19 protein-coding genes and 3 pseudogenes are annotated in these 22,424 nt (G+C 58.3%); 14 read left to right on the plus strand and 8 right to left on the minus strand.

Annotated features, from left to right (window positions below; translation table 11 throughout):
- Nucleotide 1: 1 nt before the first annotated feature.
- The 8 genes and pseudogenes from KGB06_RS06160 to KGB06_RS06195 all read left to right on the plus strand — a co-directional run.
- Nucleotides 2–547 carry a PilN domain-containing protein gene (locus KGB06_RS06160; RefSeq protein WP_223512724.1) on the plus strand — a complete coding sequence of 182 codons (546 nt, stop codon included), beginning with the start codon at nt 2–4 and terminating at the stop codon, nt 545–547.
- Complete coding sequence (locus tag KGB06_RS06165) at nt 534–1,082, plus strand: GspMb/PilO family protein (protein WP_223512726.1); 549 nt, start codon at nt 534–536, stop codon at nt 1,080–1,082. The genes KGB06_RS06160 and KGB06_RS06165 overlap by 14 nt, the downstream gene beginning before the upstream one ends.
- A complete protein-coding gene (locus KGB06_RS06170) occupies nt 1,082–1,597 on the plus strand; it encodes a hypothetical protein (protein WP_223512729.1) in 516 nt (171 codons plus the stop codon). Before KGB06_RS06165 ends, KGB06_RS06170 begins: the two co-directional genes overlap by 1 nt.
- Nucleotides 1,594–3,615, plus strand: coding sequence for a secretin N-terminal domain-containing protein (locus tag KGB06_RS06175; protein WP_223512732.1), 2,022 nt, complete (start codon nt 1,594–1,596; stop codon nt 3,613–3,615). Before KGB06_RS06170 ends, KGB06_RS06175 begins: the two co-directional genes overlap by 4 nt.
- 2 nt (nt 3,616–3,617) lie before the next feature.
- Nucleotides 3,618–4,091 (plus strand): type II secretion system protein, encoded by a 474-nt coding sequence (locus KGB06_RS06180; protein ID WP_223512735.1) that lies wholly within the window; start codon nt 3,618–3,620, stop codon nt 4,089–4,091.
- A gap of 4 nt (nt 4,092–4,095) precedes the next feature.
- Entirely contained in the window at nt 4,096–4,470 is a 375-nt protein-coding gene (locus KGB06_RS06185) for a type II secretion system protein (RefSeq protein ID WP_223512738.1), read from the plus strand.
- Nucleotides 4,445–4,984 carry a type II secretion system GspH family protein gene (locus KGB06_RS06190; protein ID WP_223512743.1) on the plus strand — a complete coding sequence of 180 codons (540 nt, stop codon included), beginning with the start codon at nt 4,445–4,447 and terminating at the stop codon, nt 4,982–4,984. Before KGB06_RS06185 ends, KGB06_RS06190 begins: the two co-directional genes overlap by 26 nt.
- Nucleotides 4,981–5,187, plus strand: a pseudogene (locus tag KGB06_RS06195) (CsgE family curli-type amyloid fiber assembly protein); the annotation flags it as partial. The gene KGB06_RS06190 and the pseudogene KGB06_RS06195, both read left to right, overlap by 4 nt.
- Before the next feature lie 253 nt (nt 5,188–5,440).
- Here the strand turns inward: KGB06_RS06195 and KGB06_RS06200 are convergent.
- From KGB06_RS06200 to KGB06_RS06215, 4 genes and pseudogenes are all read right to left on the minus strand, one after another.
- Complete coding sequence (locus tag KGB06_RS06200; RefSeq protein WP_223512746.1) at nt 5,441–5,668, minus strand: hypothetical protein; 228 nt, start codon at nt 5,666–5,668, stop codon at nt 5,441–5,443.
- A 65-nt stretch (nt 5,669–5,733) separates the two neighbouring features.
- A pseudogene (locus KGB06_RS29985) lies at nt 5,734–5,999 on the minus strand (curlin repeat-containing protein).
- 60 nt (nt 6,000–6,059) lie between these two features.
- Nucleotides 6,060–8,303, minus strand: coding sequence for an Ig-like domain-containing protein (locus KGB06_RS06210; protein ID WP_223512752.1), 2,244 nt, complete (start codon nt 8,301–8,303; stop codon nt 6,060–6,062).
- Between the two features lie 35 nt (nt 8,304–8,338).
- Entirely contained in the window at nt 8,339–9,685 is a 1,347-nt protein-coding gene (locus KGB06_RS06215; RefSeq protein ID WP_223512754.1) for a hypothetical protein, read from the minus strand.
- A 290-nt stretch (nt 9,686–9,975) separates the two neighbouring features.
- On the opposite strand from KGB06_RS06215, the gene KGB06_RS06220 reads away from it, so the two are divergent.
- The 5 genes from KGB06_RS06220 to KGB06_RS06240 all read left to right on the plus strand — a co-directional run bounded on the left by KGB06_RS06220 (nt 9,976) and on the right by KGB06_RS06240 (nt 18,488).
- Nucleotides 9,976–11,424 carry a sensor histidine kinase gene (locus KGB06_RS06220; RefSeq protein WP_223512757.1) on the plus strand — a complete coding sequence of 483 codons (1,449 nt, stop codon included), beginning with the start codon at nt 9,976–9,978 and terminating at the stop codon, nt 11,422–11,424.
- A 186-nt stretch (nt 11,425–11,610) separates the two neighbouring features.
- Nucleotides 11,611–14,418, plus strand: a complete 2,808-nt coding sequence (locus tag KGB06_RS06225; protein WP_223512958.1) for a multicopper oxidase domain-containing protein — start codon at nt 11,611–11,613, stop codon at nt 14,416–14,418.
- A 44-nt stretch (nt 14,419–14,462) separates the two neighbouring features.
- Entirely contained in the window at nt 14,463–15,491 is a 1,029-nt protein-coding gene (locus KGB06_RS06230; protein ID WP_223512961.1) for an SCO family protein, read from the plus strand.
- 104 nt (nt 15,492–15,595) lie between these two features.
- Entirely contained in the window at nt 15,596–17,089 is a 1,494-nt protein-coding gene (locus tag KGB06_RS06235) for a sensor histidine kinase (RefSeq protein ID WP_223512760.1), read from the plus strand.
- The gene (locus tag KGB06_RS06240; protein WP_223512763.1) at nt 17,058–18,488 is read left to right on the plus strand and encodes a sigma-54-dependent transcriptional regulator; all 1,431 of its coding nucleotides are present in this window, start codon (nt 17,058–17,060) and stop codon (nt 18,486–18,488) included. Before KGB06_RS06235 ends, KGB06_RS06240 begins: the two co-directional genes overlap by 32 nt.
- A gap of 2 nt (nt 18,489–18,490) precedes the next feature.
- Here the strand turns inward: KGB06_RS06240 and KGB06_RS06245 are convergent, their stop codons facing one another.
- Complete coding sequence (locus tag KGB06_RS06245; protein ID WP_223512765.1) at nt 18,491–18,877, minus strand: hypothetical protein; 387 nt, start codon at nt 18,875–18,877, stop codon at nt 18,491–18,493.
- A 169-nt stretch (nt 18,878–19,046) separates the two neighbouring features.
- Between KGB06_RS06245 and KGB06_RS06250 the strand changes: the two genes are divergently transcribed.
- Nucleotides 19,047–19,856, plus strand: a complete 810-nt coding sequence (locus KGB06_RS06250; RefSeq protein ID WP_223512767.1) for a class I SAM-dependent methyltransferase — start codon at nt 19,047–19,049, stop codon at nt 19,854–19,856.
- A 13-nt stretch (nt 19,857–19,869) separates the two neighbouring features.
- Here the strand turns inward: KGB06_RS06250 and KGB06_RS06255 are convergent.
- From KGB06_RS06255 to KGB06_RS06265, 3 genes and pseudogenes are all read right to left on the minus strand, one after another.
- Nucleotides 19,870–19,998 (minus strand): annotated as a pseudogene (locus tag KGB06_RS06255) (DNA-binding protein); the annotation flags it as partial.
- 51 nt (nt 19,999–20,049) lie between these two features.
- On the minus strand, nt 20,050–21,144 hold the full coding sequence (locus KGB06_RS06260; protein ID WP_223512769.1) for an acyltransferase family protein: 1,095 nt from the start codon (nt 21,142–21,144) through the stop codon (nt 20,050–20,052).
- A 73-nt stretch (nt 21,145–21,217) separates the two neighbouring features.
- Entirely contained in the window at nt 21,218–22,306 is a 1,089-nt protein-coding gene (locus tag KGB06_RS06265; RefSeq protein ID WP_223512771.1) for a glycosyltransferase family 4 protein, read from the minus strand.
- Nucleotides 22,307–22,424 lie beyond the last annotated feature (118 nt).

A 22,424-nucleotide genomic window follows, 5' to 3' on the forward strand; every position in this document is an offset into this window, starting at 1 on the left:
CATGCGCCCGCTGATGCTCGACTTCCAGCCGCGCCGCCGTTCCGGCCCATTGGGCTGGAGCTTGCTCGGCGGTGGCGTGGTACTGGCGCTGGTGTGTTTCTTCGCCCAGCAGCACCTCGACGAACAGGCCTCGCAACTGCAAGGGCATTTGCAGCACGCCCAGCGTGCGCTCACCGGCGACACCGGCAGCAAAGTCACCTTGACCCCTGCCGAAATCCGCGAGCAGGCGCAGAACCTGGCCGAAATGCGCAAAGTCTCCCAGCAACTGCGTCGGCCTTGGGAACGCTTGTTCGCCATGCTCGAAGCCATGCCGCGGGAAAACGTCGCCTTGCTGACGCTGACCCCGGACGCTCGCAAAGGTCAGGTGCGCATCAGCGCCGAGGCGCGGGATCTGGAAGCCATGCTTGAATTTCACCAACGCCTGGAAGCCAGCGACGAGCTGTCCGACGTGTCGTTGCTCAGCCACGAAATCGTCGCCAACGTGCCGGAACACCCGGTGCAATTCAGCCTGTCGGCCAGTTGGGAGATCGGCGATGCGAGTCCCTAAATTGATCATCCACGAATACCTGCAAGGTCTGGGGATTCCCGGCCTGGCCGGCATGGCGCTGCTGCTGGTAGCCTTGATGTATGGCCTGGGCGGCTTGATGCCGGATTGGCAAGCGCTGCAACAGCTAAGCCAGCAGACCCGTGAAGCCGGCGAGTACCTGGCCAAGGTTGAAGACGGCAGCGTCGCTGCCCCGGTAGTGCCGCAACGTCAGCTCGATGACTTCCGCAGCAAATTGCCGGCGCAACCTCAGGCCACCGTGGCCATCGACAAGATCTACGCATTGGCCGCCCAGGAACGCATCACCCTGTCCCGTGGTGAGTATTCGCTAGGCATCGACCCCAAGACGCACCTGGCCCGTTACCAGATTCTGCTGCCGGTGCGCGGCAGCTATCCGCAACTGCGGCGCTTCCTGCACGCCTTGCTTGGCCAGTTGCCGGCGGTGGTGGTGGAAGACATGGAGTTTCAGCGTAAAAAAATCGCCGACACCGAGCTGACCGGGCGGATCCGCATGACCCTTTACCTGTCGAGGTCATGATGAATACCAAGCGCGTAATGAGTTGGGTGGCGTTCTTCGGCGTGGCCGGGGGGCTGGCTTGGGGGCCTCAATACTTCCAGCAAGCGGAGGAGGGTGAGGGTACTGGCGCCGTGACCACCCCGGCCAAAGGAAAAACCGGCGGCGCGCTGCCGGCGGTATCTGCCAATGGCAAACCGGCGGTGATCAAGGACCTGAGCCCGTCCGGCGACCTGTTCGGCGCCAGCAGCTGGAAGCCGGCACCGACCCTGGCCAGGGTCACCGAACAACCCGTCAACCAAACCCCGGTAGTCCAAGCCCCCAGCGTACCGCCGATGCCTTTCCAGTTCATTGGCAAGCTTGATGACCATTCCGATCTGCAAGTGTTTTTGCAGAGCGGTGAAAAAATATACGTCGTACGCAAAGGGGATGTGATCGACGACATCTGGCGGATCGAGCGGATTTCCGATGTGGAACTGAGCTTTGTCTACTTGCCTCTGCATTTGTCCCAGACTTTGTCTTTGGGGAGCGAACAATGAACCGATCCCGTTTACTGCTGAGCGTCTGCATCGTTGCAGCGCTGGCCGCGTGCAGTTCGGCGCAGATCGCGAACCAGGAAGGCACCGAGCTGATCGAGTCGGGGCAGTACGAAGCCGGCCTGGCGCGTATCGAAGAAGGGTTGCGCGAAAACCCTCGCGATACCTCGCTGCACATAGCCCTCACCAGCGGACGGGCTCTGGCAGTGACATCGTTACTGACCCAAGGCGACATGGATCGTGCACAACGCGATTTCCCCTCTGCGCGCCTGGCTTACGGCCGAGTGCTGAACATCGAACCGAACAACCGCCGCGCTCAGGACGCGCTGCGCCAACTCGACTACTTGCGCAGCATGGATGAAAAACTCGAACTGGCCCGTGGCGACTTGCGTCGTGGCGACATCTACGGTGCCGACCGTCAGGTCAAACAGATCCTCGAACTCGACCCGCAGAATGACGGCGCTCTGGAACTGCAGGCCAGCATTCGCCTGGTGCAGAGTCGCAACGTAGTCCCGTATCCACAACTGCGCACCCGGCTGGACCGTCCGGTAACCCTGGAATTTCGCGACGCCAACCTGAAAACCATCTTCGAAGTGCTGTCCCAGGTGGCCGGGTTGAATTTCATCTTCGACAAGGACCTGCGCCCGGACATGAAAGCCACGATTTTCGTGCGCGACGTGCGCATCGAGGACGCCGTGCAACTGCTGCTGCAACAGAACCAGCTGCACCAGAAAGTGGTGAACGAAAACACCCTGCTGATCTACCCGGACTCGCCACAGAAGCTCAAGGATTACCAAGAGCTGGTGATGCGCACGTTCTATCTGACCAGCATCGATGCAAACACCGCGCTGAACATGATCAAAACCATGCTCAAGACCCGCGACGTGTTTGTGGACGAGCGCCTCAACACCTTGACCATGCGCGACTCCGAAGATGCCGTCCGCATGGCGGAAAAGCTCCTGCAATCACAGGATCAGTCCAACCCGGAAGTGGTGCTGGAAGTCGAAGTGATGGAAGTGGCCCGTCAACGGATTCTCGACCTCGGCCTGCAATGGCCCAACACCTTCGGTGTGATCAACACCGACGGTTCGCCTGTGACGATCCTCGATCAACTCAAAGGCATCGACTCCAGCCGGATCACCATTTCGCCGTCGCCGCAAGCCAAGATCAACGCGCAAGACAACGACATCAACACCCTGGCCAGCCCGGTGATTCGTGTTACCAACCGTGAACAGGCGCGCATCCACATTGGTCAACGCGTGCCGATCATCAGTGCGACCTCGGTGCCGTCGACTCAAGGGCCGGTGATCACCGAAAGCGTCACCTACCTCGATGTCGGTCTGAAGCTCGAAGTGCAACCGATCGTGCACTTGAATAATGAAGTGGCGATCAAGATCGCTCTGGAAGTCAGTAACGCCACGCCGCTGGAACCGACCCGCCAGGGCACCATTCCGGTTCAGGTCGATACCCGCAACGCCCAGACCACGCTGCGTCTGCATGACGGCGAAACCCAGATCCTGGCCGGTCTGGTGCGTAACGATCATGGCAGCACGGGTAACAAGATCCCGGGTCTTGGCGACATTCCAGGCCTTGGCCGGTTGTTCGGCAGCAACAAGGACACCGTCGGCAAATCGGAGCTGGTGCTGTCGATCACCCCACGGATCGTGCGCAACCTGCCATACCAAAGCCCTTCGGACATGGAATTCCAGACCGGTACCGAAACCAGCATGCACGTCCAGGCGCCGGATCGTGGGATGCAAACTTCGATTGAGCCTCAGAGCAACGAACAGCAGGTGGCTGGCGTGACCACCCAAGTGAGCGGCGGTCGGCCGGTGGCTGGCGTGACCACCCAAGTGAGCGGCGGTCGGCCGGTGGCTGGCGTGACTACCCAAGTGAGCGGCGGTCGGCCGGCGGCCGCCTCCACCCAAGTGAGCGTCGGTCGGCCGACGGCCGCCACTACCCAAGTGACCGTCGGCCGGCCGCTGGCTGCCACCACCCAAGTGACCATCGAGAAGCCTTGATCATGAACGCCTCGCAACGTGGTTTTACCTTGATCGAAGTCGTCGTGACGCTGGCCCTGATCGGCCTGCTGGCCAGTATGGCCGCGCCGCTGACCGAGACCATCGTGCGCCGGGGCAAAGAGCAGGAATTGCGCACGGCGCTGTACCAGATTCGCGACGCCATTGACGACTACAAACGCGCCTTTGACGCCGGTTATATCGAGAAGTCGCTGAACAGCAACGGTTATCCACCCAATCTTCAAGTCCTGGTGGAGGGCGTGCGCGATGTGCGCAGCGCCAAGGGCGCCAAGTTCTACTTTTTGCGCCGCATACCCCATGACCCGCTGACGACGGTCAAGCGTGACGACGAAGGTGGCTGGGGCTTGCGCTCATATGACAGCACGGCTCAAAACCCGCGCGACGGTGAAGACGTCTTTGACGTCTACTCCAAGGCTCGGGGCAAAGGGCTCAACGGCATCGCATACCGGGAGTGGTGAGCATATGCGTCGGGAAAAAGGGTTTACCCTGTTAGAACTGATGGTGGTCATGGCAATCATCGCGACGTTGATGACCATCGCCTTGCCACGCTATTTCAACAGCCTCGAAACGTCGAAAGAAACCACGCTGCGCCAGAGCCTGTCGGCCATGCGCGAAGCACTGGATCACTACTACGGCGACACCGGACGTTACCCCGATTCGCTCGATCAACTGATCGAGCAGCGTTACCTGCGCAACGCGCCGATGGACCCGATTGCCGAGCGTAAAGACACCTGGGTGCTGGTCAAGCCACCGGATGGCGTGGCGGGCGGGGTGGCCGATATCAAAAGTGGGGCCACAGGGAGGGCGCGTGATGGCAGCCTTTTTTCCGAGTGGTAAGCCTGCCGACGAGGCGGGGTTCACCTACCTGGGCGTGCTGTTTCTGATCGTGGTGATGGGCATGGGGCTGGCCAGTGCCGGTGAGTTGTGGGCCACCGCTTCGCGCCGCGATCGGGAACGTCAGTTGCTGTGGGTCGGCACCCAATACGCTCAGGCACTGCGCAGCTATTACCGCAGTTCGCCAGGCTTGGCCCAGTACCCGAAAGAGCTGGCAGACCTGCTTCAGGACGAGCGTTTTCCATCGCCAAAACATCATCTGCGCCAGCTGTATCCGGACCCGATTGGCGGCGGGGAATGGACATTGATGCTCGGTTTCGACGGGCGCATCACTGGCATCAGCAGCCCCTCGACGGACACGCCGCTCAAGCAGACAGGCTTTCCCAGCCAGTGGTCGGACTTCAATGGCATGGCGAGCTACAAAGACTGGCAGTTCGTGGCCGATAAGGCCTTCCTTGACGGCACGTCGGGCCCGCCGAAAAGCCAGTCCACACTGCCTCAGGCGCTATCGCCATGAACAGGCGCTGGCTCGCGGCCCTGATCCTTGCGTGTGTGGCGTCCTTCGCCAGCGCCGCTGAAGAGGACGAAATGCTCGGCTTCATCGTCGATGACACGATCTCGCACATTGGCCACGACTTTTACTACTCGTTCAGTGAACGACTGCGCGCCATCAGCCCGATGGATTTCAACCAGGGACTCCGTGAACGACCTTCGTCACGCAGATGGCGGCCTCACTGCCTAGTGCCGATCAGTTAAGGCGCAAAACCTGTGGGGGAGAGCCTGCTCGCGATGGCGGATTGTCAGGCAACGCAAGTGTTGACTGTGCCACCGTCATCGCGAGCAGGCTCGCTCCCACAAGGATTGCGGCGTTCAACGCCTTAACTGATCGGCATTAGCCTCACTGCCCCCGCATTTCCACCACACATAAAAAAACCGCTCCCCTTCACCAAAGGTCGCGGTTTTTCTACGCTGCTCAATTGTTGTTGTGGATGGTGACCTGACTGGCGAGCTGAATGCCTTGCCAGACTTTGATGCCGTTCCCGTTCCCGTTCCCGTTCCCGTTCCCGAGCTGGTTGATGTTGCCGTACTGCAAGTTCGTCGCGTTGTGGACGATGCCCGATTCGATGGATTCGATGTTGGCATCGCCGTACAGGTTCTGAATGGACATGCTGTCGTCGGCCATCGCTTGGGCGCTGATCATGACCAAGAGGGCAGCGGTAAGGGGGGCAATTTGAATAGGCTGGAACCATCAAATGGTGCAGTGTTTTAGCGATATTGTTTGACCGATATGCTCATGCCGTTCCCGGACTGGGTCACGGCGCTGGAAAGCTCCGTGCCAGCCTGGTCGATGCTGGCGTCGTTGTTATTGCTGTTCTGGTCGATCAGCATGTGCTGGCCAACCGGGGGGAGGGTAACTCTCCTAGGTCGCCACCGGGACCCAGGTCGTCGTTTTCCATTAAGTCATCGGCGCGCACGCCCGCACTGCTGCAAAACAGAAGCAGGCAGAGCGGGGTGGCGGTCGAGTTTTTCATGGTTCAGCCTTTTACGAAGAAGCTCGCCCCACCCACCGGATTGGTGGGTGGGGCGAAGGCTCAGTTCGAGACCACCGATACCGTACGTACGGAGCCTTGGGACGAGGTGATGGTAGCGGTCGGGTTAACCGATGGAATCACCGTGGTGATGTTGTTCACCGTCAGCTTCCAGCGACCGTTCCCCGGCACCGTGGTGGTGCCCAAGGTTACCAACCCTGTCGGGGTGGTCACCTTGATGGTGATGGTGTTGCCAGTGGTCACCGATGAGGTGCCCGCAAAGCTCCAGGTGAAGCGGTTGTTGGAGCGAGCTGACACCGTGGCCGTTGTCACCGCGAAGGTTTCCGCAGCAGGCCTTGGCGAGACTTGCACCGTGACCGTCGCCGGTGTCGACTGGGCGCCGAAGCTGTCCCGGGCGACGTAGGTGAAGGTGGTGGTGAAGGCCGTGGTCACCGTGCCCGGTGGGGTGTAGGTGATGACGGTGCCGTCAGTGCTGACGGTGCCGCGACCGGTCGCCGGTTGGGTCACGATGGCGGCGCTGAGCGGCACGTTGCCTTCCGGATCGGTGTCGTTGGCCAGCACGTTGATGGGAATCGCCACGCCCAGGGTCGAAACGGCATCGTTGACCGCAGTCGGTGGCCGGTTAGGCGCCACGGTGATGGTCACCGTCGCTGGCGTGGTCGAGGCCAGGCCTTTGATGTCTTGAGCCTTGTAAGTGAAGGTCGTGGTCAGCGGCGCGTTGACAACGGCTGGCGGGGTGTAGACCACCGCTGTGGTGCCGCTCATTGCCACGGTACCTTGTTCGGCAGCCGGTTGGGTCAGCGCCGTGATGCTCAGTGGCGTGTTACCGTCCGGGTCGCTGTCGTTGGTCAGCAGGTTAAGGGTGACCGGCACGCCGAAGCTGGTGCTGCCGGTGTCGGCGACGGAAAGCGGCGCCTGGTTCTCACCGGTATCCGGTGCAATGCCGACAACCACGACCGGCTCGGTGTCACTGCCGCCCGCAGCGGATTTGATCGTCACGGTGGCGGGTGGCTGGTTCAGGTCGGCGACGGTCAGGCTTTGCAGGGTGCCGGACTTCGACAGACGTCCATAGCCCTGAGCGACCATATCCGGCACGGCCACTTCGTCGCTGGAGGAGGCTTCGATCAGCAGGCTGTGATTGCTCCAGTTGTAGCGAGCAGTCTGGATTTTCACCACGTCAGTGAGCTTGCGCGACACCGCTGTAGGGCGGGTAGAGCCCGTCGGGTTGGTGGCGGTGACCACCACGACCGGAGGCACGTTGCCATCGAACTGATGCTGAGCGAAGAACAGCCCTTGGTTGTCGCCTGTCAGATTGCTCAGGCATGGTGAAGGCGGAGGGCCGGGGACGAGGGCGATGCTTTCGCGCAAGCACAGGGTTGAGCTGGTATCCGACTTGGCAAAGATTTCGACCCGAGTGCTGTTGCCTGTAACCGATGGGGTGCGGCGATAGGTGGCGCGGTCAATTTCCACGGGTGTTTGCGCACGGCTGTCGAGCACTTTGCCGGACAGGGTGAAAAGGTTGGCCTGGATGGTCCCGGCGGGCCCCTGGATGCGTACGAAGTTGGTGTTGTTGGGGCTACCGGTCACGGCTTCGGTGAGGTTCGGATCGCCGACGAAGGTTTCGATGGCGCCGGTGTCCGGGTTCACTTCCGTATAAGGGCCGTTGACGCTGCGCAGGAATGGCCCGATTGCACCGTTGACCGCGCCGCTGAATACCCCTGGCGCACCGACGCCGACGTCTCTGGTGATGTTGATCGCACGACGGCCGGTGGAGGTGACGTTGACCGTTTCGACGCCGTAAGGGTGGGTGATGGTGTAGGTGCCTGCGACGGGAATGTTGATCCGCATACGGATCCGCGCGAAGCTGATCTGATCACCGTCGAGCGGGGTCCCGCCGGCAAATGCAGCCTCTATCCCGGCGACGTAGGCGTCCATTCCGTAGCCAGCAGCGTTGTCGGGAATGGTGGTTTCGGCGAGGAACCAGAACGCTTCGTCTGGCCAGTTATCCGGGAACACCATCGGCTGGGTGTCATCGAAAATGCCTGGTGTCGGCAGCAGGGTGCACATGTAGGCCGGTGGCACAGAAGCCGCCACCCGCGAGCTGGCGGCTCGGGACTGGCACAGTTCCATCGACAGTAGATTGTTGTCCTGATACCAGATCGGGAATTTCCCGGAGGCAAAGGTATATGGGCCGGGGTCGACGGCAGCGAGTTGCGCGAAAGCACTGCCGGACAGCGAAAGAGTCAGTCCCAAGGCGTTGAGCGCCAGGCGTGGCCAATTGTTCATGATGCCTCCTGATGAGGATCTGGGCATGTGAGCGTTCATTGCACGATGACCACTTCTTCGGTATCGCTGCCGCCATTGGATGACGTCACCCGAACCTGGGCTGGCGGAATCGGTGTGATGCCGGTGGCGAGGCTTTTCACTGCGCCATCGCCACTGAGAGCACCGATGGCGACCCCGGTACCGGAGGTGGCGGTGAGTATGGGTGGCGAGGTTTCATCACTGGTCGAGGCGACGATGGTGATTTGTCCGTTGCTCAAGCTGTACTCGGCCCGGGAAATCACCACCAGGTCAGTCAGGGGCATGGGCAAGATCGTCGGGGTGCTGCTGGCGATGGCGAGATGGTTGTCGGCGGTCACTTGTAGGGTGCTCGGCAACGTCGGATTGGCCGGCGACTGCGCGTACCAGTGGCCGGTGGTGTTCGCTTCGGTCAAGTTCAGTACCGGGTTATTGCTGTCCAGAGTCACGCTCGCGGGTGGAGGCGGAGCCATGACGAATACGTCCTGCTGGGCCACCGGTGCGCTCTCGCCGGCATGCCGTGAATAGGTGCTGCGCTGGGCGATGACCGGGGTTGGCCGGACTACGCTGGACAGCTTGCCGGATACGGCAAAGAGGTTGGTGCGCAAGTCCAGGCCATTGGGACCTTCGATGCGCACGAAGTTAGTGTTGAACGGGCTGCCGGTGACGGCTTCGTTGAGGTTCGGGTCGCCGACGAATTGTTCGGCGGAACCGGTGACCGGGTTGGTCTCGGTGTAAGGGCCGTTGACGCTGCGCAGGAACGGTCCGACATCGCCCTTGAGCGCGCCGTCATAGGTTTTCGCTGCGCCGATGCCGATGTCGCGGGTCATGTTGATCGCGCGCCGCCCGGGGGTATCGACGGTGAACACTTCGACGCCGTAGGGGTGAGTCACGACATAGGTCCCGGCAGTGGGCACGTCGACGCGGATGCGGATGCGCGCAAAGCTGATCTGATCGCCTTCCACGGGGTCGCCGCCGCTGAAGGCTGCTTCAACCGCAGAGACATACGTCAGGTCGATGCCCCGGGCCGCATCGACGATGGTGGTTTCACCGGTCGCCCAGAACGCTTCGTCGGGGAAATTGGTCGGGAAGACCATCGGTTTGGTGTCGTCGAAAACTCCTGGTGCGGGGATCAACGAGCACATGTAAGTCGGGGCGCCCGGTGCACTGGCAACCCTGGAACTGACAGCCTTGGAAAGGCACAGATCGAGGGTGCGTCCGTGGGTATCCTGATACCAGGCGGCGAAATTGCCGTTAGCGGGCAGGTAGGGTCCAGGGTCCACAGCAAACAGCGCCGCTTGGGCAGCGCCTTGGGCCAGAGCGGTCACGACCAGAGCGATCGTGGTTTTGGACAGTAAAGGGTGCATGTGTATTCCCTCTATCAGAAGACCTGCTCCTTGGGGGGCGAGTCAGTTGACAGGGCTTTGGCAACTTCCATACCAACTTTGAAAAATGTCTGCACAGGCCCGTAATAAAAGGCCTGTGGCGCTGCTGTGGCTAAATCGCGGCGGGCGCCGAAGCGGGCGACTGCCCCCAGTGTTGGGGTCAGATTGGGGCGGTGAGGTGGGCCGGGAAAGATGGGGGGGCAACACTGGAAACGGGGCAAACATCGAGCAGTGGGCTATAACCCTATATGGGAAGTCGGGGAACCACGTCCATGAATATCCAAGCATCAGCCCTTCAAAAGGTAGAGGGTGATATTCGCCTTAGGTCGCACAAACAATCGTTCAATCTGCTGCGCTGGTTTTCGCTGATCAGCATGATGGTGATCGGCACGGTGGCCGTGGCGCTGGGCGCAGTGTCCACGCGTTTTGTGATTACCGAGAGCGTGCAGCGCGATGCGTTACTGACGTCGCAGTTCATTCAAGCGATTGCTGCCGCCGAGGTACGCCATGTGTCCATTCCCAACGTGCGGACCATGGGCGAGTTGCTCGACCCGCGCAAAGACAAGGATTTTCCCGATGTCGATCCAATGGCCCGTGCCAGTGCCCGCGGTGAATTTCTCGACCATATCAAACATTTGCCCGATGTAATCCTGGTCAACATCTTCGCCCCGGACCGCATGGTGATCTGGTCCACCAACCCGGAGTTGATGGGCACCACGATCCATGCCGACGAGGACCTCGATCACGCGTTTGGCTCCAAGACTACGGTGTCCGCCAGCTATCACAGCGTAGACAAGGCGCGCATGGAGCAGAAGTTCATCACGCCGCCGGACCACATCTTCATTGAGAATTACATTCCGCTGTTCGATGCCGACCACGAAAACGTCACCGCGATGGTCGAGGTCTACAAGGAACCCACGGACTTGATCGACCGCATGGAACGCGGCCTGGCAATGATCTGGTTGGCCACGGCCCTCGGGGGAGGGCTGATCTACCTGGGGCTGAACTGGATCGTGCGGCGGGCGGCGATTCTGTTGGAAACGCAACAAAAACAACTGATCACCAACGAAACCTTTGTCGCCCTCGGGGAGATGTCTTCGGCGGTTGCCCATAGTCTGCGCAACCCGTTAGCGAACATTCGCTCCAGCGCCGAACTGGCGCTTGAGTTCGACAGTGGCGCGGCCCACAAAAACATCAACGACATCATCGCTCAGGTCGATCGCATGTCGAAATGGGTCCGGGAGTTGCTGCAATCCTTGCGACCGCTCAACGACGAAGCGGAGCCGGTGAACCTGGTCGCGTGCTTGCATGACAGTCTCCTGGCCTTTGAATATCAGATCGCCAAGGAAAAAATTCACGTGGTATTCGAGCCGAAGGAGACGCCGATGGTGCTGAGCCAGCAAGTGCAGTTGACGCAGATCCTCAACAGTTTGATGGCCAATGCCCTGGAAGCCATGGATAAGGAGGGCACGCTGACCCTCGCGCTGGAACCGATCGATCCTGCAGTTATTTGTTTGGTCGTCAGTGATACCGGCAAAGGCATGAACGAGGAGCAGCGCAGCATGGCGTTCCGCCCATTTTTCACCACCAAGCAAGGCGGGCTGGGCGTCGGGCTGGTGTTGGTGAAACGCATCATGGAGCGTTTTGGGGGGGCGGTGACCCTGGACAGCCGCGAAGGCGAGGGCACTACCGTCCGTATGTCGTTCAAGAGAATTCCCTGACAATGGGCGTGAACTTTCCCCGCTAGCGGGTGTCAAGCCCCAGTTGTTTTTAGCAGGATGTGGCGCATTGATGTTGATAAGCCATTGTTTTGCCAAGTGTTAATACTTTTGCGTAAGTCTGTTACAAATTTGGCGAGGTCTTTGCAAAACCCACATCACCCCTTCACACATTCGAGGCGGTTGATGATGGATAGAAACGCGCGTTATTCCCTCAAGTGGATTGGTCTGTTGACGCCACTGAGCGTCCTTTTGACGATGACACTGGGCACAGCGACTCTGCGCGCGAGCCCGATCGATGACGAGCGACAGCCTGAACCCTCTGACCCTTCGGCTTACTACGACGAACCAGCTGACGAACCTGCGGCGTTGAACGCCATTTTGAGCATGCCTGAGGCCAACCAGGACGCCTTCGACTTGCCCGATGGCAACAAAGGCAACCGCGACGAGACGCGTATAGAGAACGCCTTGCCGCCAGCGGTGCAGACCAGCTTCAACTACCCCACCAATGGTAAGCCGAGCCCGCTGTATAACGCTCAGCCCTTCACTCAGCAGTTGGTGCTGTTTGAGGAGTTCGGCCCGGAAAAACTCGACCCCACGACACCAGCGGCGCCCTTGGGTTTTCCACCAGCAGCCGTCGGCCCGTTGCCACAACAGGACCCGACCAATGCCGCCCGCAGTGCACCTCCGAGCGCGGCACTCGATGCCTTCATGCGTCAACCGGGGCTGACACCGTTCCCCAGCCAGTATTCCAACGTGGTGGACCGCAACCCTTGGCAGGCGCAGATCGAAGTCTTCCTCAACCGCCATATCGGCTCGTCGGCTGAAGGTCGTCCGCCAGGAAAGGGCTGGTCGCATCAGCGCTGGAACGAGTTCTACCCGCAATTGGCCTACAAAACCGTGCAAACCGGGGCGAGGCTCAACAGCGGTTGGCGTGACAGCCTTCAGATGCACCACTACGCCGTGGGCGAGTTCGGCCCTGGCGGCCTTTATCACAACGTCGCTGGCGTGCCGGCAACGGATGGCACCTCCAAAGGCGTTGATGCGCGCTTCCACCCGAACATGCCGGTGCAGAATCACAACTCGGTCTGGACCTTCGATGGCACCCTGCCGCCTAAATTGCTGATGGTGCGTTATGGCCAACCAGTATTGATGCGCCACTACAACGGCTTGCCGATCGACCCATCGGCCAACATGGGTTTTGGTTTGCACACTATCAGTACCCACGAACACAACGGTCACGCACCGGCGGAAAGCGATGGTTATGCCAACGCGTTTTTCTTCCCAGGGCAGTATTACGACTATCGCTGGCCGATCCAGCTGGCCGGTTACGACACTATTAACACCGACGCTCATGATCCACGCGCGGCGTTCCCTTGCTCACCGGGTGAAACCCTGTGGACCAATGACGTCAGCCCGAGCCGCAAGACGTGCGAGAACGGCACGATCAAGATCCGGGGCGACTGGCGCGAAACCATGAGTACCCACTGGTTCCACGACCACATGCTCGATTTCACTGCGCAGAACGTCTACAAGGGCAACGCGGCGATGATGAACTACTACAGCGCCCTGGACCGTGGCAACGAGTCGGTGAACGACGGCGTCAACCTGCGTTTCCCTAGCGGCAGCGCGTTGCCGTGGGGTAACCGCGACTACGATGTCAACCTGGTGTTCGCCGACAAGGCATGGGATCAGAACGGTCAGCTGTGGTTTAACCCGTTCAACACCGACGGCTTCCTCGGTGACCAGGTGTTGGTCAACTGGCAGTGGAAACCGGCCCTGGATGTACGCGCCCGCAGCTATCGGTTCCGCATGCTCAACGGTTCGGTGTCGCGCTACTTCAAACTGGCGCTGGTGCGTGAAATCAAAGGCACCAGTGGCGAGTTTCAGGGGCCCAAAGGCTCGGGTGTGTCCTATGCCCGCGTGCCGTTCCACATGATTGCCAATGACGGCAACATCATGGAGCACAGCGTGCCATTCGACGGCACCATGGACCTGGACGCCGACGGCGACAAACAGAACCACAACGCAATCCTGCCAACCCAGGGCATTGCCGAGCGCTTCGACATCATCGTCAACTTCGCGAAAAACGGCATCAAACCGGGTGACAAGGTGTTCTTTGTCAACCTGCTGGTGCATGACGACGGTAAAGGCCCGAAAGAGCCGGTGTCGCTGGCCGACGTGCTCTCCGAAAATTACAAAGCGGTGATCAAGCAAACCAGCAAAGGGCCGATGTGGGACAAGGGCGACCCGGCGGTGGGCAAAGTCTTGCAACTCAACGTCAAGCCCTACACCGGTCAGGACCTGGCCATGGACCCTGCAGCCTATGAACCAGCCAAACCGGGTAAAGCCGAAGGCCTGGTGATGATCCCGCTGAAGATTCATCGCGACAATGCGGCCGACAAGGCGCGGCTGGCTCAGGCACGTCACCGGACCTTCACCTTCGGCCGTTCCGACGGCACCGATGAAGCACCGTGGACGGTCAAGACCGATGGCGGCTTCGGCTTCCACATGGACCCACGTCGTTTGAACGCCGCGACCCAGTTGGCTAACGGTCCTACCGATGCCGGGGCCGCCGGTTTCGGCACCCTGGAGGTGTGGAATATTAAGGCCGGCGGTACGGGCTGGAGTCACCCGGTGCATGTACACTTCGAGGAGGGGATCATCCTCAGTCGCGGCGGCAAGGCACCACCGGAATGGGAAAAATGGGCGCGCAAGGACGTGTACCGCATAGGCTCGGAAAAAGATGGCCTGGACAACGTCGAGATGGCCATCAACTTCCGCGAATTCGCCGGGACCTACATGGAGCACTGTCACAACACTCAGCATGAAGACAACTCGATGCTGCTGCGTTGGGACATTGAGAAACCGGGGCAATTCCAGTTGATGCCAACTCCGCTGCCAAGCTGGGATGGTGTGCGCTACGTCAGCTCTGCCGCACTGCCAACCTACAAAACCGGTGACGGCGTAGGCCCTAAAGTGACGGTTAAACAATGAAACGCCGAGAGGGAGCCGAAATGAACATGAACATGTACATGAACATGAGCATGAAAACGCCGCGCTCCCGCGCCTTGGGCATGCACCTGATATTGGTACTGGTCAGCTGTCTGCTGGCCAGTCAGGTGCTGCTGGCCCATGAAGGTGTGCTGTCGCCGACGCAGGAGTCGCCGAAGCAGGAGTCGGCGACACCGTGGGGCGGCGACTATTTCCCCAACACCCTGCTGACCGATCAGGACGGTCAGCAGGTGCGTTTTTTCGATGACTTGATCAAGGACAAGGTGGTGGTGATCAACTTCATCTTCACCACGTGCAGCGACTCCTGCCCACTGGAAACCGCGCGGTTGCGTCAGGTGCAAAAGCTGCTCGGCGACCGGGTTGGCCAGGACATCTTTTTCTACTCCATCAGCATTGACCCGTTGAGCGACACGCCCGAAGTGCTCAAGGCCTATGCGCAACGGTTCAAGGTCGGACCGGGCTGGAAGTTTCTCACCGGGGAATTTGCGGATGTCACCGAGTTGCGCAAGAAACTCGGGCTGTTCATTGAAGGCGTCGACAACGGACGCAACAAGGACCACAACCTGAGCCTGATCGTCGGCAACCAGACCACTGGTCGCTGGATGAAAGCCTCACCGTTCGAGAACCCGTGGATTCTCGCCGATCAGCTGGCCAACACCTTGCAGAACTGGAAAAAACCCAGCACGGGAGAAAGCTACGCCAACGCCCCGGAAATTCGTCCGCCGAGCAATGGCGAAGAACTGTTTCGCACCCGCTGTGCGTCGTGCCACAGCCTGGGCCCGATGGACGGGCAGGGCCTCGGCATGCGCAGCATCGGTCCGGACCTGATCGGCGTGACCCGCCAACGCGACCCGGCCTGGCTCAACCGCTGGATTCGCGAGCCGGACATCATGTTGAAGGAGAAAGACCCGATTGCTATGGATCTGTTTGAACGTTACGACAAAATCTCGATGCCCAACCTGCGTCTGGATGAGAAGTCCGCGCAATCGATTATGCAATTTTTGCAGGAAGAAACCGACCGCCAGCAACCGTTGCAAGCGGTGCAGGCGCAATAGCGGCTAACTATTATCATCGGCTCAGAGTCAGACGTGTTCAATGCCACCTACACTGATCCGTGACATGGCTGAACAGGCTTGATGCGAGCATTCAGGACAACCCTATGCCGATACTGGAACAACAAAAAGAACCGGCGCCGGCCACGCCGGCAACAAAGGGCCAGATCCGGCGGAGTCAGTTCAATCTGCTGCGTTGGTTTTCCGTGGGCAGCTTCTTCATCATCGCCGTAGTGGCGTCGGGACTTGGCTATATTTCTACGCGGTTCGTCGTTATCGAGAGCGTCGAACGCGATTCGATGCTAACTGCGCAATTCATTCAGGCCATTGGTGAAGGCGAAATTCGTCATGCCTCGATCAGCCCGAACAGAACCATGGGCGAAATGCTCGACCCGCGCCTGGACAACGCCTATCCCGACGTGTCCCCGGCAACCCGTGCGGCTGCGCGTGTTGAATTTCTCGATCATGTGGAGCATCTGCCGGACATTTTGCTGGCGACGGTGTACGCGCTGGATCGCACCGTGGTCTGGTCGACGAACCCGGAGCTGATCGGCACGCGCATCGAAGGCGACAAAGAGCTGGACGAATCATTTGAAATGAAAGAAGCGGTGTCCACCAGCTACCACGAGATCGACGATGCGCGTCCCGAACAGAGACTGCTGCGTGAGCCGGAATACCTGTTCATCGAGAACTACATCCCGATGTTCAATGCGGACAAAAGCAAAGTGGTCGCCATGGTCGAGATCTATAAGGAGCCGGTGGACCTGGTGGAGCGCATCCAGCGCGGTTTCAAAGCCATCTGGCTGGCGACTGTGATCGGCGGTCTGGTCATTTACCTGGGGTTGTTCTGGATTGTGCGCCAGGCCTCAATGTTGCTGAAGAGTCAGCAAAAACAATTGATTACCAATGAAACCTTCGTCGCACTGGGGGAAATGTCCTCGGCGGTCGCGCACAGTTTGCGCAATCCGCTGGCCACTATTCGCTCCAGCGCCGAGCTGGCCCAGGACATCGCCAGCCAGGGTGCGCAGAAGAACATCGGCGACATCATCCATCAGGTCGATCGCATGTCACGCTGGGTTCGGGAGTTGCTGGTGTCGTTGCGACCCATGAATGACGACTACGAAACGGTCGAGCTGGTGCTGGCCATCGATGACACCCTGAGTGCTTTCGAGGCGCTGATCAAACGTTCGAACGTGGAAGTGCACTTCACCCCTAAAACTTGCCCACCGGTCGTCAGCCAACAGGTGCTGCTGACGCAAATACTCAATAGCCTGTTTTCCAACGCCCTGGAAGCGATGCCCGAGGGCGGCCACCTGACGATTGATATCGAACAGCCACACGCCGGCCATGTGCGCATGATTCTCAGTGACACCGGCAAAGGCATGACCAAGCAGCAGCAACAGATGGTCTTCAAGCCGTTTTTCACCACCAAACAAGGAGGGTTAGGTGTAGGCCTGGCCCTGGTCAAACGAATAATGGAACGTTTCGAAGGCTCGGTCGAACTGACCAGCCAAGAGCAGGAAGGAACCCGCGTCTGTCTCAATTTTAGAGTGGCAACGGGAGGGGAATATGGAGCGCAGCATATTGCTGGTCGAGGATGACGAAATCCTCGCCGAGAATATACAGACCTACCTGGAGCGCAAAGACTTCGAGGTGACAGTCTGCCACTCTGCTGAAGATGCACTGGTGCAATTAAGTTCGTTCGCCCCCGACGTGGTGCTGACCGACAACTCGTTGCCGGGCATGAGTGGTCACGACCTGATCCAGAAGCTGCGCGTCAGCGCGCCGGACCTGAAAGTGATCATGATGACTGGCTATGGCAATGTCGAAGATGCTGTGGTGGCGATGAAGGAGGGCGCGTTTCACTACGTCACTAAACCCGTGGCGTTGCCTGAACTCAAGCTGTTGCTGGACAAGGCGCTGGCGACCGATCGCATGGAGCGCACGTTGTCGTTTTATCAGGAACGTGAGGCGCAGAAGTCTGGCGTGCAGGCGTTGATCGGCGAATCGGGGCCGATGCACTACCTGAAAAATACCATCGCCCAATTGCTCGACGCCGAGCGACGCATGGCCAACACCGACCTGCCGCCCGTGCTGGTAGAAGGTGAAACCGGCACCGGTAAAGAACTGGTGGCCCGGGCGCTACACTTTGACGGCCCACGCAGCAAAGGCCCGTTCATTGAGTTCAACTGCGCGTCGATCCCCTCCAACCTCGTGGAGTCGGAACTGTTCGGCCACGAAAAAGGCGCCTTTACCGACGCCAAGGACCGCCGTGTCGGCCTGGTGGAAGCGGCCGATGGCGGTACGCTGTTTCTCGATGAAATCGGTGAGATGGACTTGCTGTTGCAAGCCAAACTACTGAAGTTGCTGGAAGACCGGACCATTCGTCGAGTCGGTTCGGTGAAGGAGCGCAAGGTCGATCTGCGCGTGATCAGCGCCACCAACTGCAACCTTGAACAAATGGTCCAGCAGGGCAAGTTTCGCCGTGACCTGTTCTTCCGTCTGCGGATCATTTCCATCAAGGTGCCGCGCCTGTATGCCCGTGGCGAAGACATTCTGCTGTTGGCCCGGCATTTCCTGGCGGTCCACGGCAAACGCTATGGCAAGCCGAACCTGCATTTCAGCGATCAGGCTGAAGAACTGCTGCTCAGCTACAGCTGGCCGGGCAACGTGCGCGAGTTACGCAACATGCTTGAGCAAACGGTGCTGCTGGCCCAGAGCGATACCATCGCCGTTCACCAGTTAAACGTTTGCCTGAGCCTGGTGGATGACCCGCCGATGTATCAGCATGAGCCACAACACCATGAGCTGCGCCCGGTCTATATCGGCACCGAGTCGATGAACCTGCCCGAAGTCGAGCGCGACATGGTGCGCAAGATGCTCGACAAGACCGACTGGAACGTCACCAAGTCCGCTCGGCTGTTGGGCCTGAGTCGCGACATGTTGCGCTACCGGATCGAGAAACTCGGCCTGGCACGCCCGGATAAACGCCAGTGGTAGGCTTATTGCAACATCGGGCCCTGACGACTGAGGCACTCGAGTGTGCAACTCGGGTCGAGGACTTCCTCGTTCACGTACACACCATGCTCGGCATCGTACGTGCGGATGAACACCCGAACGGAGGCGTCGGCAAGCGTCGGCAAGCGTGAATCGTAGAACACGTGCTCGCTTGAAATCGGTATGAACTCCTGGGGCGAGGTCGGGATGTATGACCCCGGCGGTATTATGTTCATGGAGGGTGGAACGGGGTGGGCGAAGGGTTGGTCGGCCCCGTAATAGTTGAATTCACTGCTGTAATCGGTGGTAGGCGTCATGCGGTCGTCTGCGTGGGCGGCGCTTGCAACAACCAGGCAAACAGTGAATAGCAGCGTCAGGTCGGTTTTTTTCATGGCAACACCTGTGTAATCGTTTTTCGCGCAATTCCCCAAGGCCATTAACTATAGCTGTCGTACGGGGGACGCGTTCGCCGTGCCCGGATTACAGGATTCCAACAAGCTTTTTTTGCGGGCTGGTCTAGACTCGTGCCGGTCAAACAAGACCCGTGTTCTGGAGCGTGCAATGGAAGTGCCGACAAAAGAAACAGCCATCGCCAGCAACCGCGAGGCGTGGAACGATTCCGCCCGACACCACAAAAACACCCGCGAATGGCACGAGATTTTGAGCGCCGTGGGTCAGAGGGATTTTTCCTGCCTGGATGCGACGTTGACCGGCGTGCTGGAGCAGGTGGGCGTTGATGGCAAGGACGTGGTGCAATTGGGGTGTAATAACGGGCGCGAGAGTCTATCGCTGTTTGCGTTGGGCGCGCGCAGCGTGGTGGGCGTCGATCAGTCTGATGCGTTTCTCGATCAGGCGCGGGAGTTGGCGTCGCACTCGGCTTATGCTCCCGAGTTCATCGAGGCGGACATCCATCATTTGCCGAGCGCGATGCACAATCGTTTTGATGTGGCCCTGATCACCATCGGCGTCTTGAACTGGATGCCGGACATCGGCGAATTCATGCGTCACGTCGCGCAAACCCTCAAGCCCGGCGGCGCGCTGGTGATATACGAAACCCACCCGTTCCTGGAGATGTTCGATCCCGAGTCAGCTGATCCGTATCGCCCGGACAGCTCGTATTTTCGCACCGAGCCGTTCGTGCAGAACCGACCGATCGTCTACGAAGGCAAGGTCGAACAGCAGGCCGCTGCGTCCTACTGGTTCGTCCACACCCTGGGCGCCATCTTCACCGGCGCCCTCGACGCTGGATTGAAAATCAGCCACTTCAAGGAATACCCGCACTCCAACCGGGAGGAGTTGTATGACCGGTATGAGCGGCAGGCGGCGCAGTTGCCGATGTGTTTTACGTTGGTGGTGAAGCAAACAATTTAGCCAGAAGCAACTCTCAGTGAGCCGAGTGATTTACCGAATGACCCGGCTGAGCGCAGAGATCAATTCCAAGGGCATGAATAACCTTCAGGACGGTATCAAAACGAGGTTTTGCACCCGGCGCGAAAGCCTTGTACAGGCTTTCATTTCGGAAACGCAAGAGCGCGAACGCGCCATAATAAAAGTTAGCTTACGTCTAATTGAGCACGGCGGCTTCAGTGCGTTTAAACCTGATGCGCCTACTCCATGCGATTGCGCGGCGTTCGATAAGTATGTATGTGGTGGCTGCAAATACGATGCAGGTCGCCACTGCAAGGACAGTCGCTAATATGTCCGGAGCTAAGCCGGTCGGCGTGATACGCCGGAAAAGGCGCATGAACGTTCCTATTACCGGTGGATGGAATAAATAGATGCTGTAGGATATCAAGCTGATTTTTTGTACAGGATAGCTGGACAAGAAACCAAGAGTCACAGTGCCATTAACCAAAAAACAAAACAAAAGACCAGTCAATCCGACAGCCATTGTAAATGAGTTTTGATCGGCCGCGCCGATGAAGAGGACTAATGTGCAGTACCCAACGGCAATATATCGGTTTCGCTTAGAGCCTCTAAGTATCTGAGCACATAGAACCCCTGCCATGAAGCTGAACCAGAACGCGATAAATCCACCTTGCCAACCTATCGAATGAATAAGCCCGGCAGGCCAAAGTAGCGCAAACAATGCACTGACCCAAATCGTAATATTTCGCGCCTGCAAAGCGTTGCCGCCTCTGGCTTGTTCGGACAGCCAAAGTAGTGCGGCAAATGCGATATAAAACTGCACCTCAATACAAAGTGTCCAAAACACCGTTATGATGTTTTCGATGCCAAGAATACCTTGAAGAAACGTCAAGTGCGCAAGAATGTTCGTGACACTAGGGATTTCAATCCCGCCTTGCCCTGAGATATGCTTTGCGACAATCACAAGCACACCAAGTGCAACGGCAGCATAGTATGGCGGAGCAAGCCGCACTAAACGGCGCGCCACAAAATTCGCAGCGTTTGCAGTGTGCATCGGCACTGAAAATGTTGTGACCGCCATGACGATGCCGCTTAATACGAAAAAAACAGGCACGCCCAAGTGACCCGCGTCAAAAACTATATATTTCAACCAGTCCGGAATTGCCGCTAGAAGGGTTGGAATATGTTTTCCCTCAGATAAATGGAACAGAACCACCCAAAGTGCTGCAAAGCATCGTAACGCGTCAACTAGGGCAAGGCGATGCTTATCGTCAGTGGTGATTACACTCATTCCTGCCTCTCCTTCTTCTTTCCACTAATGTCGATCAGGTTGTCAGTTCGACCTAAAAGCGGAAAGCGCCTCACTAAGACGAACTGCTCACGCAAGCATTGCAAAGAGCAGTTTCAAATAACTTTGCGGAGTTCTCCCAAGAACTTAAAGCCACGGTTTGATATGCCTTCTCTGAAATCGTACGCCACTTCAACTCATCCAAAATCAAAAGCTGCTCAACAGCATGAGCCAAGGCAACACTATCATCAATATCTGCCAGCACACCGTTTTCGAAACAAGATATTGCCTCTAGCGGCCATCCCGTACGCGTTGAAACTACCGGAACCCTACATGCCATTGCTTCCATCGCCATAAGGTTAAAGCCTTCACTCCGGCTTGCTGATAGCCAGACATCACATTGAGCATAAAGATCACGAATACGCTCTTGATCGGGGGCTAGATAAAACTCAAGACTCGCTGGCAACTTAAAAGAATCACCGGGTGGAGAACTTCCAAAAGTTATAACTCGAAGCGTCGGGAATGTTTCCTCTAGCAAAGATACAATCTGGAGCGCAACATCAAAGCCCTTTAATGGCGCCTCATGGTACAAAAAGCCGATTGTTGGGCGATGTTGCTTCCCCCTTGGCGCGGAAAAAAATTGCCGATGATCGACACCGTTCAACACCAAAGAAACATCAGAGTCGCCATACTCCACACGCATGACATCTACCAACCATTTAGAAATGGTTATTTTATGTAAAGGCATTTTATACGTTGCCATAACTCTATCAATCGGGCAGAAAGGGAAAATTTCATGCGCTTGCACAAAATACACTTTTACACCCTTGGAGCGACTTAGAGAATTCACCCATTCAGCTGTTTCCCACCACGTCGCAATTACAACATCTGCATCTGGAACATCCGAATCTAAAATCGGCCTATATTTTTCTATCACTCGGTGATCAAGGCCAAGGCCGTCTAAATGAGATGGAATCTTCTCGTTTATCGGCCAACCCTTACCCGTGATGAAACTCTTTACTTTCCTGCGCAGCGGAATGGGAGGCAATGGCAAAGAAACAAGTGTCACATCATGCCCAGCGTCAGATAATGCCTTGGCGTAAGTTGCAACGACGCGAATCCCGCCAGCCATGCTCGCTACAGGCAATACAAAAACCACTTTCATTAGAACATCCCCCCCCCCTGAAAATCAGAGGCTGTCTATCAAGAACCAACACACACCCAGCCAATTGATGTGCTATCGAGCTACCTCTCGACGAGCATCAAACAGGCAAAAGCCAATA

The sequence above is a fragment of the Pseudomonas sp. GL-B-19 genome, from assembly GCF_019956415.1.
Lineage (GTDB): Bacteria > Pseudomonadota > Gammaproteobacteria > Pseudomonadales > Pseudomonadaceae > Aquipseudomonas.

Bases quoted from the DNA above. Each gene is read 5' to 3' on its own strand.
- KGB06_RS06160 (WP_223512724.1), top strand. From the start codon at position 2: ATGCGCCCGCTGATGCTCGACTTCCAGCCGCGCCGCCGTTCCGGCCCA.
- KGB06_RS06165 (WP_223512726.1), top strand. From the start codon at position 534: ATGCGAGTCCCTAAATTGATCATCCACGAATACCTGCAAGGTCTGGGG.
- KGB06_RS06170 (WP_223512729.1), top strand. From the start codon at position 1,082: ATGAATACCAAGCGCGTAATGAGTTGGGTGGCGTTCTTCGGCGTGGCC.
- KGB06_RS06175 (WP_223512732.1), top strand. From the start codon at position 1,594: ATGAACCGATCCCGTTTACTGCTGAGCGTCTGCATCGTTGCAGCGCTG.
- KGB06_RS06180 (WP_223512735.1), top strand. From the start codon at position 3,618: ATGAACGCCTCGCAACGTGGTTTTACCTTGATCGAAGTCGTCGTGACG.
- KGB06_RS06185 (WP_223512738.1), top strand. From the start codon at position 4,096: ATGCGTCGGGAAAAAGGGTTTACCCTGTTAGAACTGATGGTGGTCATG.
- KGB06_RS06190 (WP_223512743.1), top strand. From the start codon at position 4,445: ATGGCAGCCTTTTTTCCGAGTGGTAAGCCTGCCGACGAGGCGGGGTTC.
- KGB06_RS06200 (WP_223512746.1), bottom strand. From the start codon at position 5,668: ATGATCAGCGCCCAAGCGATGGCCGACGACAGCATGTCCATTCAGAAC.
- KGB06_RS06210 (WP_223512752.1), bottom strand. From the start codon at position 8,303: ATGAACAATTGGCCACGCCTGGCGCTCAACGCCTTGGGACTGACTCTT.
- KGB06_RS06215 (WP_223512754.1), bottom strand. From the start codon at position 9,685: ATGCACCCTTTACTGTCCAAAACCACGATCGCTCTGGTCGTGACCGCT.
- KGB06_RS06220 (WP_223512757.1), top strand. From the start codon at position 9,976: ATGAATATCCAAGCATCAGCCCTTCAAAAGGTAGAGGGTGATATTCGC.
- KGB06_RS06225 (WP_223512958.1), top strand. From the start codon at position 11,611: ATGGATAGAAACGCGCGTTATTCCCTCAAGTGGATTGGTCTGTTGACG.
- KGB06_RS06230 (WP_223512961.1), top strand. From the start codon at position 14,463: ATGAGCATGAAAACGCCGCGCTCCCGCGCCTTGGGCATGCACCTGATA.
- KGB06_RS06235 (WP_223512760.1), top strand. From the start codon at position 15,596: ATGCCGATACTGGAACAACAAAAAGAACCGGCGCCGGCCACGCCGGCA.
- KGB06_RS06240 (WP_223512763.1), top strand. From the start codon at position 17,058: ATGGAGCGCAGCATATTGCTGGTCGAGGATGACGAAATCCTCGCCGAG.
- KGB06_RS06245 (WP_223512765.1), bottom strand. From the start codon at position 18,877: ATGAAAAAAACCGACCTGACGCTGCTATTCACTGTTTGCCTGGTTGTT.
- KGB06_RS06250 (WP_223512767.1), top strand. From the start codon at position 19,047: ATGGAAGTGCCGACAAAAGAAACAGCCATCGCCAGCAACCGCGAGGCG.
- KGB06_RS06260 (WP_223512769.1), bottom strand. From the start codon at position 21,144: ATGAGTGTAATCACCACTGACGATAAGCATCGCCTTGCCCTAGTTGAC.
- KGB06_RS06265 (WP_223512771.1), bottom strand. From the start codon at position 22,306: ATGAAAGTGGTTTTTGTATTGCCTGTAGCGAGCATGGCTGGCGGGATT.